The following is an 18,688-nucleotide window of genomic DNA, read 5'->3' as shown; positions in this document are numbered from 1 at the left end:
CTGCGTCTTTTTGGAAAGATGAAGGAGCGCGCATTTGCAACACGCAGCCGAACGGATCGAGAGTGAGGCCGATCTAAAGGCAGGCGCTGTGGTGCTGGTGGCCCGCGACGCGCGCTTTGGCCCCATTCTGGAGGCAGTTGGGCCTTTGCCCCTGAGACGGCAGATCGATGGGTTCGGCGCGCTTTTGTCAGCCATCGTTGGCCAACAGGTCTCAACCCATGCCGCAAGCGCGATCTGGGCGCGGTTGGCCGATGCGGGGCTGACCGATGCGGGCGCCTTGCGCCATGCCCCCGATGCGGTCTTGCGCGCCGCCGGCCTGTCGCGGCCCAAGATCGCCTATGCGCGCGCCTTGGCCCATGCTGATCTGGATTACGAAAGCTTGCGCGCCATGCCGACCGAGGCGGTGGTGACACAGCTAACAGCACTTCCCGGTATCGGGCGCTGGACGGCCGAGATTTATGCCTGTTTCGCGCTTGGCCATGCGGATGTCTTTGCGGCAGGTGATTTGGCGCTGCAAGTGGCGGCGGCGCGCGCCTTTGCGCTGCCCGCGCGGCCAAATGAGGCCGCACTCAGGCGCATGGCGCAAGAATGGGCACCTGTGCGCGCTGTTGCCGCGCGCGCGCTTTGGGCCTACTACCGGATCGCAACCAACCGGGAGGGTATCTCGTGACGCGGGTTTTGGATTACGGCACGGTGCCGGCGCAATCGGGCCAGCCCGACAGCATGGTGATTTTTCTGCACGGCTATGGGGCCGATGGGGCCGATCTTTTGGGTCTGGCCGATCCGCTTGGCCCGCATTTGCCCGATACGATGTTTTTGGCCCCCAATGCGCCGGAACGCTCAGCCATGAACCCGATGGGGTTTCAATGGTTCCCGATCCCATGGCTTGATGGCTCCTCCGAGGAGGAGGCCGCCGCAGGGCTTGCGCGCGCCAGTGCCGATCTCAACGCCTTTCTCGACCGGGTGATGGTCGATCACGATATGCTGCCCGAACAGGTGGCGTTGGTGGGTTTCAGCCAAGGCACGATGATGAGCCTGCATGTCGCACCCCGCCGCGAGGATGCGCTGGCGGGTGTGGTCGGTTTCTCAGGACGGCTGTTGGCCCCCGAGGCGCTGATCGACGAGGTGGTGGTGCGCCCACCGATCTTGCTGATCCACGGCGATGCCGATGATGTTGTGCCGCCCCAAGCCCTGCCCGAGGCGGCCGGGGCGCTGGAGGCTGCAGGCTTCAAAGAGGTCTATGCCCATGTGATGCGCGGCACGGGCCATGGGATCGCGCCCGATGGGTTATCGGTGGCGCTGGCATTTTTGCGCCAAGTGCTGGGGCAAGAGCGCTTTGAGACGACTGAATAGGCGCGATTGTCACGAAACTGTCAGCGTTTCGGTCTAGCCCTTCTTGCGAAGGACACAGCATATTGTTGGGCTTGCCCTGAAAGGTAGCCTATATATAGTGTGGATATGTCTGGGGCGGGGTGCCCGCTCTGGTGCTCGTTGCGCGGGCAAGCAGGCTGGAGGCGGACAAGCTGATGGACGCGGAAATAGAGATTGATTTCAGAACCCAGTTCGTGCGCGCGCCGGGGTCATTGAAAAGCCACCCTGCGCTGGTGCTGAATGCCGATTATCGCCCCTTAAGCTACTATCCCCTGTCGCTTTGGCCGTGGCAGGAGGCCGTGAAGGCCGCATGGCTCGACCGGGTCGAGATCGTGGCCGAATATGACGAGGTTGTCAGATCGCCTTCGACCGAGATCCGAATACCTTCGGTTGTGGTGCTGAAAGACTACGTTAAACCGCAAAAGCGCGTGGCCTTCACGCGCTTTAATCTTTTTTTGAGGGACGAATTCTCGTGCCAATACTGCGGATCAAAGGGCGATTTGACCTTTGACCATGTGGTGCCGCGTGCGCGGGGGGGCGTGACCAGCTGGGAAAATGTCGTGGCCGCCTGTTCGCGCTGCAATCTGCGCAAAGGGGCCAAAAGCCTACGCCAATCGGGGTTGAGCTTGCGCAAACCGCCGCGCCAACCGGGTGCGGAAGAATTGCGCAACATGGGCCGACGCTTTCCGCCCAACCATCTGCATGAAAGCTGGCTCGACTTTCTCTATTGGGACAGCGAATTGGAGGCGTGATCGCCACCGCTGGCTTGTGCTGCTTGCGCATGTTCAGGGCGCTCAAGGTGCAGGCCGCGTGACAGCGCCGTCTTGACCCGGTAACATCGCCCCAGCCCTGTTCGAAAGCGATGCACATGTCTGATCCATTCTTTCAGCCGCCCTCTGGCACCGATCTTCCGCGTTATGCGGGCGTGCCGAGTTTCATGCGGTTGCCCTATCTGCCGGCCGACCACCCGCGTCGCGCAGATGTGGATATCGGGATATTCGGCCTGCCGTGGGATGGGGCGACATCGAATAGGCCGGGGGCGCGGCATGGGCCGCGCGCTTTGCGCGATGCCTCGACCATGATCCGCGAGCGCAACCGCGCCACCGCGCAAGAGCCGTTCAAGACCGCGCGCATCGCCGATCTGGGCGATGTCGCGATGAGCCCGGTTGACCAAGACGAGGCCCTTGGCAATGCCCAAAGCTTTGTCGCGGGCATGCTGGCGCAAAATATCCGGCCCTTTATGGTCGGCGGCGATCACCTATGCACGCTGACCGTGCTGCGCGCCTTGCGCGCGGCGCGTGGTGCGCCATTTGGGCTGGTGCTGCTTGATAGTCACACCGACCTTTACCCGCCCTATTTCGGCGGTCGCACCCTGACCCATGGCAACCCGTTTCGCCAAGCAATCGAAGAGGGCTGCCTTGACCCGACGCGCTGCGTGATGGCGGGGATGCGCGGGACATCTTACAACACCGCCGATTTCGATTACGGGATCGAACGGGGCGTGCGGATCATGCCGATCGAGGAATGCATGGACCTTGGCTGGACAAAGGTCATGCAGATCGCGCGCGAAGTGGTGGGGACCGGCCCCACATATGTGAGTTTCGATATCGATTTCATCGATCCCGCCTATGCGCCCGGCACTGGTACGCCTGAGGTGGGCGGACCCACCAGTTTCGAGGCGATCAAATGCGTGCGCGCACTGCGCAGGCTGGATATCATCGGTGCCGATCTGGTCGAGGTCTCGCCGCCTTTTGACAACGGCGGCATTACCGCATGGTTGGGCGCGTCGGTGATGTTCGAACTGCTCTGCGCCATGCAGCCGTGAACGCGCATTCGCCGCTTTTGCTGGACTTGCGCGGCGGCTGCGTATATTGCCGGGGCAAGAGGGGCCGTTAGCGCTAACGGCCTCGGTTTTGCTGAAGTGGGAAGGCGAAAAATGGTTTCGCGTGTCATCCCGGTCGAGCCATTCGACCTTGTGATTTTCGGTGCAACCGGCGATCTGGCGCGGCGCAAGATCTTGCCCGGGCTGTATCGGCGGTTCTGTGACGGCCAGATGCCGCCTGATGCAAGTATCATCGGGGCTGCGCGCACTGAGCAAGACAGCGCTGCTTTTGTCGCGCAGGTGGTCGAGGCGATCGAGACATTCTTGCCCGCAACAAAGCGCGACCAAGACAGCCTTGCGGCTTTCTGTGCACGGCTGCGCTATGTCGCCGTGGATGCGATGGGCGAGGGTGGTTGGGCCGAATTGGCACAGATGATGCGCCCCGATGTGGTGCAGGCCTTTTACTTTTCGGTCGCGCCCAGCCTGTTTGGGGCGCTGGCCGAGCGGCTTCATCACTTTAACATCGCGCGCCAAGATGCGCGGATCGTTGTTGAAAAACCCTTTGGCCGTGACCGCGAAACGGCGCGCGCACTGAATGCGACGCTGGCCGCGCATTTCAACGAGACACAGATTTACCGCATCGATCACTACTTGGGCAAAGAGACGGTGCAAAACCTGATGGCGGTGCGTTTCGGCAATACGCTGTTCGAGCCGCTGTGGAACGCGCAATATGTCGATCATGTGCAGATCACGGTCGCCGAAGAGGTGGGCGTGGGCGGGCGCGGTGCCTATTACGACAAATCCGGGGCGATGCGGGACATGGTGCAAAACCATCTCATGCAGCTGTTGTGCCTGACCGCGATGGAGCCACCGGCGCGCTTTGAACCCGATGCCGTGCGCGACGAAAAACTCAAGGTGATCCGTGCCTTGGAGCCCGTTGCGCAGAAACAGATCGTGCGCGGCCAGTATCAGGCAGGCGTCAAACCATCCTATTTGGATGATGTTGAAAACCCCGCCAGCCGCACGGAAAGTTTCATCGCGATGAAGCTGCAAATCGCCAATTGGCGGTGGAACGGCACGCCCTTTTACCTGCGCACTGGCAAGCGGATGAAGGCGCGCAAATCCGAGATCGTGATCCATTTCAAGACACCGCCCCATTCGATCTTTGATGCCGATGCCGGGCGGCGGGCCAATGTGCTGTCGATCCGTTTGCAACCTGACGAGGGGATCGATCTACGCGTCACGATCAAGGAACCGGGGCCGGGCGGCATGCGGCTGATCGATGTGCCGCTCGACATGAGCTTTGCCGAGGCATTGGGGCCAGAGGCCGCCGATGTGCCCGATGCCTATGAGCGGCTAATCATGGATGTGATCCGGGGCAATCAGACACTCTTCATGCGCGGCGACGAGGTTGAGGCCGCTTGGGGCTGGACCGACCCCATCATCGCCGCATGGGAGGCGCAAGGCACCCGCCCCTTGCCCTATGCGCCGGGCAGCACCGGACCCGAAGAGGCCGCGATCTTGATGCATCAAGATGGCCGCCGCTGGCAGGATATTTGAGATGGAATTCATCGCCTACCCGGATCGCGAGATGATGATGCTGGCCCTAGCCGACCGCCTGACCGGCGATCTGGCCATGGCGCTGCGCAGCCAAGAGCACGTGACCATTTCGGTGCCGGGTGGCACGACGCCGGGGCCGATTTTCGATGTAATGGCGGCCCAAGATCTGGATTGGGACCGGGTCGCCGTGGTGTTGAACGACGAGCGTTGGGTGCCAGAGGATAGCCCGCGCTCGAACACCGCGCTGATCAAGAAACGTCTCTTAATTTCAAAGGCGAAACGCGCAACCTTCATCCCGCTTTATGCCGAGGCGTCGACGCCTGAGGAAAAGATCGGGGCACTTTGCGATGGGGTAGCGGCGCATTTGCCGCTCTCGGTGCTGCTGCTCGGCATGGGCGAGGATATGCATACCGCAAGCCTGTTTCCCGGTGCCGACAATCTGGCCGCGGCCTTGGCCGATGACGCGCCGCCCTTGATGGCGATGCGGGCCGATGCGGCGGGCGAGCCGCGCATCACCCTGACCGCGCCGGTGCTGCGCGCGGCACTTGCGACCCATATCGTGATCACCGGGGCGGCCAAGCGTGCGGCCATCGAACGGGCCGCAACGCTTTCACCGCTTGAGGCGCCTGTCGCCTGTGTTTTGGGCCAAGCGGTCGTGCATTGGGCGGAGTAGGAATGATGGACGCGATCTGGACAGCACTCAAAGACCACGCCGCCAAGACCGCGGCGCGCAGTATCTTGGAGCTCTTTGATGCGCCGGACCGTGCGCAGCGGTTTTCGTGGCGCTTGGGCGAGATGCTGCTTGATGCCTCGAAAACCAATCTCGACGCCGAGGCGCTGACGCTTTTGTGCGATCTGGCGCGGGCCGCCGATCTGGAGGGGCGTCGCGCCGCCATGTTCGCGGGCGAGGCGATCAACCAGACCGAGGGGCGCGCGGTGCTGCATTGCGCGCTGCGTGCGCCGTCAGGGCCGATTGTCGTGAATGGCCAAGATGTTTTGCCCGAGATCATGGCCACGCGCGCGCGGCTTTTCGCCTTTGCCGACGGGGTGCGCAGCGGTGCGATCACGGGCGCGGGCGGGCGTTATACCGATGTGGTCAATATCGGCATCGGCGGCTCGGATCTTGGGCCTGCGATGGCGACATTGGCGCTGGCCCCATATCATGATGGACCACGGGTGCATTACGTCTCGAACGTTGATGGGGCACATATCAACGACACCTTGCAAGAGCTTGATCCAAAAACAACTTTGGTGATCGTCGCCTCCAAGACCTTTACCACCATCGAGACCATGACCAATGCCGAAACCGCGCGCGCATGGATGGCGCGTCGCGTTGATGATCCGGCGGCGCAGTTCGTGGCCGTTTCGACCGCACTTGCGCGCACCAGCGCCTTTGGCATCGCGCCTGATCGCGTCTTTGGCTTTGCCGATTGGGTGGGCGGGCGCTATTCGCTTTGGGGCCCCATCGGCCTTGGGCTGGTCTTGGCGATTGGGCCAGAGCGGTTCGCGGCGTTTTTGGATGGGGCATCCGCGATGGATGACCATTTCCGCACGGCACCCATCGATCAGAATATGCCAGTCATCTTGGCGCTTGTCGGGCTGTGGCACAATCAGGTTTTGGGCCATGCCACACGCGCGGTTTTGCCCTATGATCAACGGCTTGCACGCTTGCCCGCCTATCTTCAGCAGCTTGAGATGGAAAGTAACGGCAAGCGCGTGGCAATGGATGGAAGCGATCTTGCCCACCACTCCGGCCCGGTCGTTTGGGGTGAACCCGGCACCAATGGCCAGCACGCCTTCTACCAGCTGATCCATCAAGGCACGCGGGTGATCCCATGTGAGTTCTTGATCGCCGCCGAAGGCCATGAGCCAGAGCTGGCCCATCATCATCGCCTGCTTTTGGCCAATTGCTTTGCCCAATCCGAGGCGCTGATGCGGGGGCGCAGCTTGGATGTGGCGCGGCAATTGATGGCCGGCCAAGGTTTGGGCGGCGCGGAATTGGAGATGCAGGCCCGCCACCGCGTTTTTCCGGGCAATCGCCCCTCAACCACCTTGATCTACCGCAAGCTGACGCCCTTCGTTTTGGGCCAAATCATCGCGCTTTACGAGCATCGCGTCTTTGTTGAGGGTGTGATCCTTGGGATCAACAGCTTCGATCAATGGGGGGTGGAGTTGGGCAAGGTCTTGGCCACCGCGCTGGAACCCGTTTTGGCAGGCGAGGCCGATGGCGCAGATAAGGACGGCTCGACAAGGCAACTCATCGATTTCGTGCGCGGTCACTGAGGGGCGCGCCCCTTACGGGCGGTTGCATGCGCGGCATTGAAGCGTATCAGGCGCGTTCAGCCACCGCGCCATCTTCGGTCACAAAGGCTTGGCAACCAGCGGGTGGAATGGGAAAACGCCCGTCGCCCGTGCGGTTGAGCAAGACCAAGATCGCCTCGCCCGCCGCCATCTGTTTCGCTGGCCCATCGTGGTTGGGCAAAAACACGCCGAACTCCATGGTAAACGACGTGGTGCGAAAGGCCCGCGTGCGGCCCGTGACGATGTAATCCATCCCGCGGAACATCTCGGCCATGTAGTCACAGCTTGTGCGCTTAAGGACAAGCTTTGGGCTGTCGGGGCCGTAATCGGTGACATGGCGCGCCGCCAGATAAGACAGGCGCAAGTTCTCGAACCAGCGCAGATAGGCGGTGTTGTTGACATGGCCCAAGGCGTCCAACTCGCTAAAGCGGACGCGGTCGGCGATGCCGAAGCCCCAAGGTGCGCCAATGCCTGCGCGCCGCAGCCCTTCGGGCGTGATTGGTGTGAGATAATCCAACTGCATCACCTTTCTGTGGCGCGACGCCTGCCCATGCGCAAACAGATTGCGGGCCGGGCTTGGCACTTGGGTCAATGTTGATCGCGCTTCCATTCGCCGATGGGTCGGATACATCTTGCACGGGACGATGACAACGCGAGGCCATTGGCGTGCAAGCAATTCATCCAGACTGGCGTGCAGCCGCCATGGCCTTGATCATCGGGTCGGCGGGGGCTGCGCTGTTTTGGGCCATCGGCTTTCCCGCCGCCTTGTTGACCGGCCCGGCCACGGCCGTGTCTATCGCCACGATCCTTGGGGTGCGCTGCATCATTCCACCCGCCTTGCGCGATGGCGTATTTTTGCTGATCGGCGTCTCCATCGGCAGCACGGTCACCCCCGAGGTGATCTCGACCGCGATGGCATGGCCGCTGTCGCTGGCTGTTTTGCTGGTGACATTGGTCTTTGTGCTGGTCTTTGCGATGATCGCGCTAGAGCGGATATTCCGCTTTGACCGCATGACAGCGATGCTATCAGCCACGCCCGGCCATCTGAGCTATGTGCTGGGCCTGTCCACGGATATGGGGGCAGATGTGCCGCGCGTGGCCTTGGTGCAATCCATGCGTGTGTTGCTCTTGACCCTTGTGGTGCCGGTCTTGGTGGCGCTTTGGGGGGTTGAGGGGACGTCGCAATTGGCCGATCGCGGGATGATCGCGATTTGGGGTTTGGCGCTGATCTTTCCGCTATCGCTCGCCTTGGGCTGGGTGTTGAAACGCCTCCAGATCCCGGCCCCGCTTTTGCTGGGCGCGATGGCCGTGTCGGCCTTGGGCCAGGCGAGTGATCTGACCCCCGGCGCGCTGCCCGCTTGGGTGATCGGGGCGGCCTTTATCGCGATGGGCTCACTCATCGGTACGCGCTTCATTGGCGTGGATCGTGCCGGATTGCTGGGCGCGTTGATGGCGGGGCTCGTGTGCACCTTCATCGCCTGTGGCGTGGCAGCACTTGGCGCGGTGCTGGCCTCTGAGATCGTGGGACTGCCGCCTGCGGTGTTGCTTTTGGCCTTTGCGCCCGGCGGGGTCGAGGTGATGGCCGCGATTGCCATCGAGACGGGGCTAGAGCCCGCCTTTGTCGCTGCCCATCACGTGTTTCGGCTTTTGGCGCTGACCGTGATGGTGCCGGTCATGGTTGTTTGGGCCCGGCGCGGATGAAAAAAAGGGCCGCGTCTTGGAGGGAGCGCGGCCCTTACGAGGGACAGGGAGGTCGGATCATTGCGGGAAGGGAGGCGCCCGCCGTTTCCATGACACCGACAATGCCCGCCTGTTGCGGCGACATTGCGGCGATGGGGAAACAATTTCGGGGTATTTTGCCCGACCGCGCGCAGCGATTTTGGTCTATGCGATGTCAGGAAACTGGAGCGGGTAGCGGGAATCGAACCCGCGCGTTCAGCTTGGGAAGCTGACAGGCTACCATTACATCATACCCGCCTATAAGCGTTGGCATAGTCCCGCAGGGGCGGGCCCGTCAAGGCCCGACCAAAGGCTCAACCGCGCCGACGTCGCCGTCCGCCACCATCGCCCGGTGCCATGCCCGATGCCCCGAAGGCGACATGGGGCAGGTGGGCGATCTTGGCCAATTCCGGGAAGGGATCGGTTGCATGGGGGATCGCGTTTGCATTGACGAAATGCTCTTGAAAGCGTGGCTCGATCGCGGTCTCGATCTTGTCGATGGTTTTGACCACCGCCTCGATGCGCGTGCGCGCGGCGCGGTTGCACAGCGCGATCCGTGCGCCATGACCCGCCGCATTGCCCGCACTCGTCACATGATCAAGCGCGACATCGGGGATCATGCCCAGAACCATCGCATGCTTGGGGCTGATATGCGCGCCAAAGGCACCTGCCAGAACGACGCGGTCCACACGGTCAACGCCGCGCTTGTCCATCAGCAGCCGCGCGCCCGCGTAGAGCGCGGATTTGGCAAGCTGGATGGCGCGGATATCGCCTTGGGTCACGGTGATGCGCGGCCCACCTGTCTCGGTCGTGTCATGGACCAGGTATTCAAAGGTGCGCCCTGTGGGCTCACAACGCGCGGTGCCGGTGGCCTCCGGCCCGCCGATCAGGCCCGAGGCATCAAGCAGCCCCGCCATGCGCATTTCGGCCACCGCCTCGATAATGCCAGATCCGCAGATGCCGGTGACGCCCGTGTCTTTCGTGGCCTCGGCAAAGCCCGGATCATTCGACCAAAGATCGCAGCCGATGACGCGGAAACGCGGCTCTTTGGTCGCGGGGTCAATCTCGATCCGTTCAATCGCGCCGGGCGCGGCACGCTGGCCTGCGCTAATCTGCGCGCCCTCGAACGCGGGGCCCGTGGGCGAGGAACAGGCCAGCACGCCCGATTTGTCGCCCAAGAGGATCTCGGCATTGGTGCCGACATCGACGATCAGCGTCAAAACCTCGGCCTGATCGGGTTCTTCTGATAGCGCCACAGCGGCCGCATCGGCCCCTACATGGCCCGCGATGCAGGGCAAGAGATAGACCTGTGCCGTGGGTGCGATTGTATTCAGCCCAAGCTCGCGGGCGGGCAAGGTCATGCTGCCCGAGGTGGCAAGCGCAAAGGGAGCTTGGCCAAGTTCCACCGGGTCGATCCCCAAAAGCAGATGATGCATGACCGGGTTGCACACGATCACCGTCTCGAAGATCAGGGCGGGGTCGATCCCTGCTTCGGCCGCGATCTCAACGGCCAGATTGGCGATGGCCTCTTGCACCGCCTCGGTCATTTCGCGGTCGCCGCCGGGGTTCATCATGACATAGGAGACGCGGCTCATCAGATCTTCGCCAAAGCGGATCTGGGGGTTCATCAGGCCGGAGGAGGCCAAGACCCGCCCATCGGACAGATCGCACAGATGCGCGGCAATCGTGGTCGATCCCAGGTCGATCGCGAGGCCATAAAGACCACCCTCATGCAGCCCCGGCCAAATGCCGACGATCTGGAATTCTTGGCTATTTGCTGGCTGATGCAGCGCGACGCTGACCTGCCAATTGCCCTTGCGCAGCGCCGGTTGCAGCTGTTGCAAAATGCTGAGCGGGGCTGTCACGCCGCTGATCTGCCATTGGTCGCGTAGCGCGTCTTGCAGCCGCTCGAAATCGCCCGAGGGCTCATGCATGTCGGGCTCGACCACCTCGACCAGCACCAACCGCGTGGCCGGATCCATGGTGATATGGCGGGCCGAGGCCGCTTTGCGCACGACTTGGCGGTGAACTTGGCTTTCGGGCGGTACATCGACGACGATATCGCCCTGCACGGTTGCCTGACAGCCCAGACGCCTGCCGGGTTTGAGGCCGCGCACACGCTGATAGCGGTCCTCGACCGCGTTCCATTCCGACAGCGCGCCGTCATGGACAGTCACGCCATGCTTGGGGAAATCGCCATAGGATGGCGCGATCTGACATTTCGAGCAGATGCCGCGCCCGCCACAGACACTATCGAGATCGACCCCCAATTGCCGTGCGGCGGTCAGGATGGGGGTGCCCATCGCAAAACGGCCGCGCTTGCCTGAGGGGGTAAAGATGACGAGAGGATCTTGGGTCATTGTTTGAACTCGGCCAAATCTTGCGAATTTTCGTACGAAAATTCGTGTGTTGCGAAAATTCGTACGAATTTTCGGGTCAAAAAAGAATGTTGATGGGGCGCTTGGTGCAAAAGACCACAAGCTGGCCGTTGCATTCCACCAGATGCCAGCCGCGGCGGCGCACCTCGTCCTCGAAGGTGACGCGGCCCACTTCGGCCTCTACCCAATGGAGCGAGCGGCGCACCACGCCGCCATAGCGCACGGCCTTGGCCGAAAACACCTGATCCACCCAAGGGGCGGCTGGCAAAGCGATCACGGGGCGCATGTGGTTCATGCGCCCCAAGTTCTGTGGAATTGGTAAAGATGCGGTTAACCGCCATCATGCCTCACGGCGTCGCCGACCGCCCGCGCGCCCGCCGCGAAGGGCGGCGTCGGGGTCTTGGTTAAAGCGGATCCATGCGCCGCCGCCATTATCTTGGTTCATCAAGAAATTGGCGGCGCGGATCGCCTCCATCTCCTTGCCGGGGCGGGGCTTGGTTGATCCCATGCCGAAAAGCTTGACGAATGTCTCATCATCCATGTCGGGCGGCAGGAAAATGCCTGCGGCCTCGACCTCGGCCTTTTTGGCCGCGATGGCCTTGGGGCCAACGGGCAGGGCCACGGGATTCATGATGGCACTCGTCATACCTGCGCCATAGGCCATGGGAAGGAAGGCATTGTTGATCCCGTGGCGGTTGGGCAAGCCAAACGAGATGTTGGAGGCGCCACAGGTCGTGTTCACACCCAACTCCTCGCGCAGGCGGCGCACAAGGGTAAAGACCTGCTGGCCCGCCGTGCCCATCGCGCCGATTGGCATCACGAGCGGGTCGACCACTATGTCATGGGCGGGAATGCCGTAATCGGCGGCGCGCTCGACGATCTTTTTGGCCACCGCAAAGCGGACCTCGGGGTCTTCGGAAATGCCCGTGTCGTCATTTGAGATGGCGACGACCGCCACATTGTATTTCTTGATCAAGGGCAGCACCATCTCAAGGCGCTCTTCTTCGCCCGTCACCGAATTGACGAGCGGGCGGCCATGGGCTGCGGCAAGCCCCGCTTCCAGCGCGCCGGGCACCGAGCTGTCGATGCAGATCGGGCAATCGGTGACCTCTTGGACCACGCGGATAAGTTCTGGCATCAGCATCGGCTCGACGAAGTTGTTATCGGCATAGCGCGGGTCTTCGCCCATCTTGTTGGAAAACACCGCGCCGGAATTCACATCCAGCACCGTGGCGCCCGCTTCGACCTGGGCGATGGCGTCGGCCTGCACGCGGGAGAAATCGCCGCGCTCAAGCTCTTCGTTCAGGATCTTGCGGCCCGTGGGATTGATGCGCTCGCCGATCACGCAAAACGGCTGGTCAAAGCCGATGATCGTGGTGCGGGTCTTCGACTCGATAATGGTGCGGGTCATATCTGGTTTTGCCCTTTCTCAGGAGGCGATGGCGGGGCGGGCCGCAGCGCCGCCATGTTCGGTTGCCCATGTGGCATTCGTCTTGATACCGCCAAGCGGGAAGAAATGGATCGCTTCGATCTGCTGCCCAAGCCCTTGGGCGCGCGCGGCGGCCAGATCGGTCAAGATCTCGGTCGGCTCGAAGGGCAGCAAAAGCTTGGTCACATCCTTGGCGCGTTTTTGCAGCACGGAAAGCGAGGCACCAACACCGCAGGCGATGGCGAATTTGATCAAGGTCTGAAGTTTCGCAGGCCCAGCCACACCCAGATGCACGGGCATGGTGATGCCATGTGCGGCCAATCGGTCGGTCCATTCTAGAACCGGTCCCGCCTCAAAGACGAATTGGGTCGCCATGGCAAAGGCCGCGTCAGAGCGGTTGGCAAAATCTTGCTTCCATTTCAGCGCGGCCATCACCTCGGCCTCGCCGCCTTTGGGGTCGATATCGCGGTTGCCCTCGGGGTGGCCCGCGACATGCAAGCGCGCGAACCCATCGAAAAGCCCGGTTTCCAACAGCTGCATCGAGGAGTGATATTCGCCATGCGCAGAGGGAATGCCACCCGCAAGGATCAAGCCTTGGGTCACACCGGCCTCGCCTTGGTAGCGCGCGATCCAATCGGCAAGCGTGGCGCGGTCGGGGATCGAGCGGGCGGGGAAATGCGGCATCGGCTCGTAGCCTTCGGCGCGCAGGCGCTTGGCGGTGGCCAGCATCTCGTCAAAGGGGGTGCCGTCGATATGGGCGATATAGACGCGCGTGCCTGTGGGCAAAAGCGCGCGGAAATCTTCGACCTTTTCGGCGGTGCGCGGCATCACCTCGATCGAATAGCCCGCAAGAATCGTTTCGAGCGACTGCGGCGCGGATGCGGTCGCGCTATCTTTTTTCCGAAAATTCAAAAGTGCCATCGCTGTCTCCCAGAACGCGCGCATGCCGTTAGGCGGTATCGTTGTCGTTTGATGCAAAACCATCTGCCGCGATCAGGCGGCGCAGGTGATCGGCATCATAGGTCGCATCCAGACGCGCAATCTCGGCTGCGGCGATCTCGGCGGGTTCACCCGCCATCTCGCCCGCATCGATGCGCTTCCATTCGGCCAGATAGGCATCTTGATCTTTTGCGCCGATCTTCATGGCGCAGCGATCAATCGCCTGCTCGAACCGCTCGGGCAGCACAGCTTTGGTCGCGCTGCGGCCCTTGCCCACGATGACTTGGGCGGGAATATCGCGCCAGAAGACATGGGTGACATTGGGCATGCGCAGCATCCTTCGCTTGGCCGAAGCGGCATCTCTGGCGCGCACCATAGGCGAGCACCTCGGCCTCTCACGCGCCGAATTCGACATTCATCGTGGCGGGAGCGACCACGACGACATTCCACAAATAGCCCGCCGGGGGGTGCAGTGCGAGGGGCGCGCGCGCCCAAAATTCTCATGATGATCTTGAACGCAGGCGTCGGCCCGATGATCGCTGGCCTGTGATCGTCATTGTGAGCGCGCGCGGCGATTGCTACACTACCCCCAACTCATGATTTCGGAGGCCCGCAATGCCGCGCAAGCGCAAAGGCGGCGCCGGTCCGTTCACCAGCTCTGCGGCCGTCGTCCCGCTTGTCGTGGCGGGTGAGCCACCTGTCGAACGGCGCCCTGCGCCCCAGACCCGGCCCGACCCGGCCGATCTTTACGCAGCCCTCGATCTGGGGACGAACTCATGCCGTATGCTGATCGCCCAGCCAAAAGGCAATCAGCTTCATGTTGTCGATAGCTTCTCCAAAAGCGTGCAGCTTGGCCAAGGGCTGGAAGCATCGGGGCGGCTGAGCCGCACCTCGATGGCGCGCGCGGTGGGGGCGCTGAAAATCTGTCAGCGCAAGCTTGAAAAGCACCGCGTCAGCCGGATGCGTCTGGTCGCGACCGAGGCCTGTCGCCGCGCAAGCAATGCCGCCGAGTTTATCTCGGTCGTCGAGCGCGAGACGGGGCTGGTGCTGGAAATCATCAAACCCGAGGAAGAGGCGCGGCTGGCGGTCGTGTCTTGTGCGCCTTTGGTCTCGACGCGCACCGAGCAGCTTTTGGTGGTCGATATCGGTGGCGGCTCGACCGAGCTGGTCTGGATCGACCTGTCCGAGGTGCCCCGGCTTGAACGCCCCCGCGCGATCATGCGGCTGCATCAAGGGTTCGACCATGTGGAGACGCTGTTCAAACGCGCCCGCGTGGTCGATTGGATCTCGATCCCGCTGGGGGTGGCGACGCTGAAGGATATGTATGCCGATGTCGCCGATGACGGGGCGCGGTTTGCGCTGATGAGTTGGTTTTTCGAAGAAAAGCTTGCAGCCTTTTCGCCCTATGACGATGCCGCCGATCAGGCGCGCGAGGGGTTCCAGATCATCGGCACAAGCGGCACCGTGACGACGGTCGCCGCCTCGCATCTGGGGCTGCGGCGCTATGACCGCAACAAGGTTGATGGGCTGCGCATGACTTCGGACCAGATCGACCGGGTGATCCAGCAATATCTGACACTTGGCCCCGAGGGGCGGCGGCGTGATCCGCGCATCGGGCGTGACCGGCAATCGCTGATCATGTCGGGGGCCGCGATCTTGCAGGCGTTGTTGCGGGCATGGCCAACGGATCGGTTAAGCGTGGCTGATCGTGGCCTGCGCGAAGGGCTGCTTTATGCCCAGATGTCGGCTGATGGCGTGTTGGAAGAAGGGCCGTTTTGATCGCCCTGCGCTTGAAAATACCGGGCAGTATGCGCCGCTGACGAGATCGTGTTTGCGTCTTTGTCGAAAGATGCAGGCGCGGATGCTTGACCCGCCGACCTGCGCCCTAGCTTGCGGGGTGAAAACAACAATGAGCAGCCGCCCGCATGACCGCACCCGTCATCTATTGGATCCGCCGGGATTTTCGCCTCGCCGATAACCCGGCGCTTGTGGCGGCCTGCGCGCAAGGCGCGCCTGTGATCCCGGTGTTTATCAATGATGAGGGTGTCGCGGGCCTTGGTGCTGCGCCGAAGTGGCGGCTTGGGGTGGGGGTTGCGGCATTTGCGGATGTGCTGCGCGCTTTGGGCAGCGATCTGGTCTTGCGGCGCGGCGATGCGCGTAGCGTGCTGATGACGCTGGTCGCTGAGACGGGCGCTGAGCAGGTGCACTGGAACCGGCTTTACGATCCCGAGAGCCGTCAGCGCGACGAAAGTGTCAAATCGGCACTGCGCGCGGCGGGCATCACCGCCACCAGCCATGCGGGCCATCTGATCCATGAGCCGTGGCAGGCGCAGACCGGCACGGGTGGATTTTACAAGGTCTATACCCCGTTTTGGAAAACCCTGCGCGACCGCGATGTCGCGCCTTGTCTGGCGGTGCCACATCTGCCCACGCCTGCGGCCTTTCCGGCGGGTGACACGCTTGCCGCTTGGGATCTGGGGCGCGCGATGGACCGCGGCGCGGCGATCGTGGCCCCGCACTGCCAGATCGGTGAGGCGGCGGCCACAGCGCGGCTGGCGCGGTTTATCGACGGGCCGATTGCCAGCTATGATGCGGCACGCGACCGGCTGGACCAAGACGGCACATCGGGCCTGTCTGAGAACCTGACCCATGGCGAGATTTCGGCGCGCCAATGCTGGCATGCGGGCCGCCGCGCCATGGCCGAGGGCAAAGCCGGGGCCGAGACCTTTCTTAAAGAGCTGATCTGGCGCGATTTTGCCTATCATCTTGTCTATCACACCCCGCACATCACGACCGCCAATTGGCGCCCTGAATGGGACGGATTCGGCTGGAACACCGACCCGGACCATCCGCATGTGCAGGCATGGATGCGCGGGCGCACCGGCATGGCGGTGGTCGATGCCGCAATGCGCGAGATGTATGTCACGGGGCGCATGCATAACCGCGCGCGCATGCTTGTGGCGTCATATCTTACCAAGCATTTGTTGACGCATTGGAAGATCGGGATGGATTGGTTTGCCCAGTGCCTTGTCGATTGGGACCCGGCCAGCAATGCGATGGGTTGGCAATGGTCGGCAGGGTCCGGCCCCGATGCGACGCCCTATTTCCGCGTCTTCAACCCCGAAACACAGGCCGAGAAATTCGACCCCTTGGGCCGCTACAGGCGCGCTTGGGTGGCCGAATTGTCGCGGCCTGCACCACCAACGGCCGAAAGCTATTTCGCGGCCATCCCACGCAGCTGGGCAATGGCACAAAGCGATGCCTATCCAGCCCAAGCCGTGGTTGATGCAGCGTCCGGGCGGCAGCGTGCATTGAATGCTTATGAAAACAGAGGGTTCTGAGCCCGCAAAATACAATCAGGGCTTGTGCAAGCGTTAAGCTTCTGCCCAAATCGCGTGCCAAATACGAGGATCACATGGACGTTAAAACGACCACGAAGGGAGAGCAAAATCTCCCCCGCTATTTTCAGGCCGTCTTCGACACCGCCAACAAGATGCAGCATGGGCGGCTCGATATCGTGTTGCCCGATGGGCGGGTGTTTCGCGCAGCAGGTCACGGCCCGGGTCCAGTTGCGGCCTTGCATATCCATAACCCCGAGATTTTTGCCCGGCTGATCCGCGAGGGCGATCTTGGCTTTTGCGAAGCCTATCTCGATGGTTGGTGGTCTACGCCCAATCTGCAAGATTTCATGGATCTTGTGCATGCCGATAATGAAGATGTCTATGACGGCTTCATGGGCATGGGCGTGGTCCGCGCCTTTGAGAAACTGCGCTTTTGGTGGCAGTCCAATTCTAAACGTCAGGCGCGCAAGAACATCGCTTATCACTACGATCTGGGCAATGCATTTTATGGTCTGTGGCTGGACGAGACGATGACTTATTCCTCGGCGCTGTTTGCCACCGGGCAAGAAAGCCTCGAGGCGGCGCAGATCGCCAAATACGCCTCCATGGTCGATCAGATGGGGGCCGCCCCCGGCGATCATATCCTTGAGATTGGCTGTGGATGGGGTGGCTTTGCCGAATATGCGGCCAAGGAACGCGGCATGCGTGTGACGGGTCTGACCATTTCGCGCGAGCAATATGATTACGCGGTGGCACGCATCGCGGCGGCGGGGCTGTCCGAGCAGGTCACGATCAAGCTGCAAGATTACCGCGATGAGCGCGGCCAATATGACGGCATCGCCTCCATCGAGATGTTCGAGGCTGTGGGCGAACGCTATTGGCCAACGTATTTCAATACGTTGCGCGACAATCTTAAACCCGGAAAAAGCGCCACGCTGCAAATCATCACGGTGCAAGATCGCCGCTGGGAGATCTATCGTCGCGGTGTTGATTTTATCCAGAAATACATTTTTCCGGGCGGCATGTTGCCTGCGCCGAAAATCCTGCGCGCCGAGGTGGAGCGCGCGGGCCTGCGCGTTGCCCATTCCATCGAGTTTGGCGAAAGTTATAGCCAAACCCTGCGCCGTTGGCACGACACCTTCAACGATAAATGGGACGAGGTCGCCAAGCTGGGCTTTGATGAGCGGTTTCGCCGGATGTGGAATTTCTACCTGACGTCTTGTGCGGCGACCTTTCATTTCGGCAATACCGATGTGACCCAGATCACGGTGACACGCCCAAATTGAGCCGCTCGCCATATTCTGGCCAAAATTACCCGCCAGAAGGTGGCGATGTTTTTTGCGCTGGAAACTGGTGGGCGTAATGCCGCAATCGCGATCCCGACCGCCGCAAGGCTGGCCGGTGGCATTTGGTTTTTTGTCGTCGGATGGATTGCCGCGCTGCAGGTGCTTGCAACCTTCCCGCAAGGTACACCTGCAACCTATTTCCCCCTGAGCATCGCAATGATCGGCCTTTGGTATGGATGGTCCGTTGCCGGGCGCGGTGTGGGTGAGGGGCGCGCTGTTGCGGTAGCCCATGGGTTGCGTTGCGCGGTACAGATGGCCTTTGTCGGGCTGGTCGTTTTTTCGGCGCGCGCGGTGTATTTCCGTGCGCTTAACATGCGTTATGACGACTTGGCCGATGCGATGGAGGCTGTTTTGGTGCAGTTCATTGCCTATGGCGTGCAATCCCTGACCATCCCGATTTGGGGCGTGTTGCTGGCCGGGGGTGTCATCGGTGGGCTGATCTGCGAAGCTGTCGCACGACGCTGGCGCTAAGGCGCTCTTGT

Annotated in this window: 18 protein-coding genes and 1 tRNA gene; 12 read left to right on the top strand and 7 right to left on the bottom strand. The window is 62.1% G+C overall.

The window, feature by feature from the left end; all coding sequences use genetic code 11:
* Positions 1 to 88 precede the first annotated feature (88 nt).
* The 7 genes from KG698_RS01885 (at position 89) to pgi (ending at position 7,036) form a co-directional block, all read left to right on the top strand.
* Positions 89 to 670 (top strand): DNA-3-methyladenine glycosylase, encoded by a 582-nt coding sequence (locus tag KG698_RS01885; RefSeq protein ID WP_367114027.1) that lies wholly within the window; start codon positions 89 to 91, stop codon positions 668 to 670.
* Entirely contained in the window at positions 667 to 1,353 is a 687-nt protein-coding gene (locus tag KG698_RS01880) for an alpha/beta hydrolase (RefSeq protein ID WP_367114016.1), read from the top strand. The genes KG698_RS01885 and KG698_RS01880 overlap by 4 nt, the downstream gene beginning before the upstream one ends.
* A 185-nt stretch (positions 1,354 to 1,538) precedes the next feature.
* Positions 1,539 to 2,123 (top strand): HNH endonuclease, encoded by a 585-nt coding sequence (locus tag KG698_RS01875; RefSeq protein ID WP_213684276.1) that lies wholly within the window; start codon positions 1,539 to 1,541, stop codon positions 2,121 to 2,123.
* Between the two features lie 116 nt (positions 2,124 to 2,239).
* Positions 2,240 to 3,196, top strand: a complete 957-nt coding sequence (speB, locus tag KG698_RS01870) for an agmatinase (protein ID WP_213683854.1) — start codon at positions 2,240 to 2,242, stop codon at positions 3,194 to 3,196.
* Positions 3,197 to 3,307: 111 nt separating this feature from the next.
* On the top strand, positions 3,308 to 4,753 hold the full coding sequence (gene zwf / locus KG698_RS01865; RefSeq protein WP_213683853.1) for a glucose-6-phosphate dehydrogenase: 1,446 nt from the start codon (positions 3,308 to 3,310) through the stop codon (positions 4,751 to 4,753).
* Position 4,754: 1 nt separating this feature from the next.
* Positions 4,755 to 5,426 carry a 6-phosphogluconolactonase gene (pgl, locus tag KG698_RS01860; protein ID WP_213683852.1) on the top strand — a complete coding sequence of 224 codons (672 nt, stop codon included), beginning with the start codon at positions 4,755 to 4,757 and terminating at the stop codon, positions 5,424 to 5,426.
* A 5-nt stretch (positions 5,427 to 5,431) separates the two neighbouring features.
* On the top strand, positions 5,432 to 7,036 hold the full coding sequence (gene pgi / locus KG698_RS01855) for a glucose-6-phosphate isomerase (protein WP_213684275.1): 1,605 nt from the start codon (positions 5,432 to 5,434) through the stop codon (positions 7,034 to 7,036).
* A gap of 46 nt (positions 7,037 to 7,082) precedes the next feature.
* Here the strand turns inward: pgi and KG698_RS01850 are convergent, their stop codons facing one another.
* On the bottom strand, positions 7,083 to 7,577 hold the full coding sequence (locus tag KG698_RS01850; RefSeq protein WP_213683851.1) for an acyl-CoA thioesterase: 495 nt from the start codon (positions 7,575 to 7,577) through the stop codon (positions 7,083 to 7,085).
* 179 nt (positions 7,578 to 7,756) lie between these two features.
* Between KG698_RS01850 and KG698_RS01845 the strand changes: the two genes are divergently transcribed.
* Positions 7,757 to 8,755, top strand: a complete 999-nt coding sequence (locus KG698_RS01845; RefSeq protein ID WP_213683850.1) for an AbrB family transcriptional regulator — start codon at positions 7,757 to 7,759, stop codon at positions 8,753 to 8,755.
* A gap of 202 nt (positions 8,756 to 8,957) precedes the next feature.
* Here the strand turns inward: KG698_RS01845 and KG698_RS01840 are convergent.
* From KG698_RS01840 to KG698_RS01815, 6 genes are all read right to left on the bottom strand, one after another.
* Positions 8,958 to 9,031, bottom strand: a tRNA-Gly gene (locus KG698_RS01840).
* A gap of 56 nt (positions 9,032 to 9,087) precedes the next feature.
* A complete protein-coding gene (locus KG698_RS01835) occupies positions 9,088 to 11,133 on the bottom strand; it encodes an ASKHA domain-containing protein (protein ID WP_213683849.1) in 2,046 nt (681 codons plus the stop codon).
* A gap of 76 nt (positions 11,134 to 11,209) precedes the next feature.
* Positions 11,210 to 11,446 (bottom strand): N-(5'-phosphoribosyl)anthranilate isomerase, encoded by a 237-nt coding sequence (locus KG698_RS01830; protein ID WP_300982807.1) that lies wholly within the window; start codon positions 11,444 to 11,446, stop codon positions 11,210 to 11,212.
* A 45-nt stretch (positions 11,447 to 11,491) separates the two neighbouring features.
* A complete protein-coding gene (locus KG698_RS01825) occupies positions 11,492 to 12,562 on the bottom strand; it encodes a dihydropteroate synthase (protein ID WP_213683848.1) in 1,071 nt (356 codons plus the stop codon).
* An 18-nt stretch (positions 12,563 to 12,580) separates the two neighbouring features.
* On the bottom strand, positions 12,581 to 13,501 hold the full coding sequence (locus tag KG698_RS01820) for a methylenetetrahydrofolate reductase (protein WP_213684273.1): 921 nt from the start codon (positions 13,499 to 13,501) through the stop codon (positions 12,581 to 12,583).
* A gap of 28 nt (positions 13,502 to 13,529) precedes the next feature.
* Positions 13,530 to 13,847, bottom strand: a complete 318-nt coding sequence (locus KG698_RS01815) for a virulence factor (protein ID WP_213684272.1) — start codon at positions 13,845 to 13,847, stop codon at positions 13,530 to 13,532.
* A gap of 287 nt (positions 13,848 to 14,134) precedes the next feature.
* Between KG698_RS01815 and KG698_RS01810 the strand changes: the two genes are divergently transcribed.
* From KG698_RS01810 to KG698_RS01795, 4 genes are all read left to right on the top strand, one after another.
* Positions 14,135 to 15,298: a Ppx/GppA phosphatase family protein gene (locus tag KG698_RS01810; protein WP_213683847.1), complete on the top strand. Its 1,164-nt coding sequence runs from the start codon at positions 14,135 to 14,137 to the stop codon at positions 15,296 to 15,298.
* 146 nt (positions 15,299 to 15,444) lie between these two features.
* Positions 15,445 to 16,860, top strand: coding sequence for a deoxyribodipyrimidine photo-lyase (locus KG698_RS01805; RefSeq protein ID WP_213683846.1), 1,416 nt, complete (start codon positions 15,445 to 15,447; stop codon positions 16,858 to 16,860).
* A 74-nt stretch (positions 16,861 to 16,934) separates the two neighbouring features.
* Positions 16,935 to 18,146, top strand: a complete 1,212-nt coding sequence (locus KG698_RS01800; RefSeq protein ID WP_213683845.1) for a cyclopropane-fatty-acyl-phospholipid synthase family protein — start codon at positions 16,935 to 16,937, stop codon at positions 18,144 to 18,146.
* A gap of 45 nt (positions 18,147 to 18,191) precedes the next feature.
* Entirely contained in the window at positions 18,192 to 18,677 is a 486-nt protein-coding gene (locus tag KG698_RS01795; RefSeq protein WP_300982865.1) for a TrgA family protein, read from the top strand.
* Positions 18,678 to 18,688: the final 11 nt, after the last annotated feature.

The sequence above is a fragment of the Roseicyclus sp. genome (assembly GCF_018402035.1).
In the GTDB taxonomy this organism is placed as follows: domain Bacteria; phylum Pseudomonadota; class Alphaproteobacteria; order Rhodobacterales; family Rhodobacteraceae; genus Roseicyclus.
Note: the sequence above shows the minus strand (reverse complement) of the source record. Positions and strands in the feature narration are given on the sequence as shown.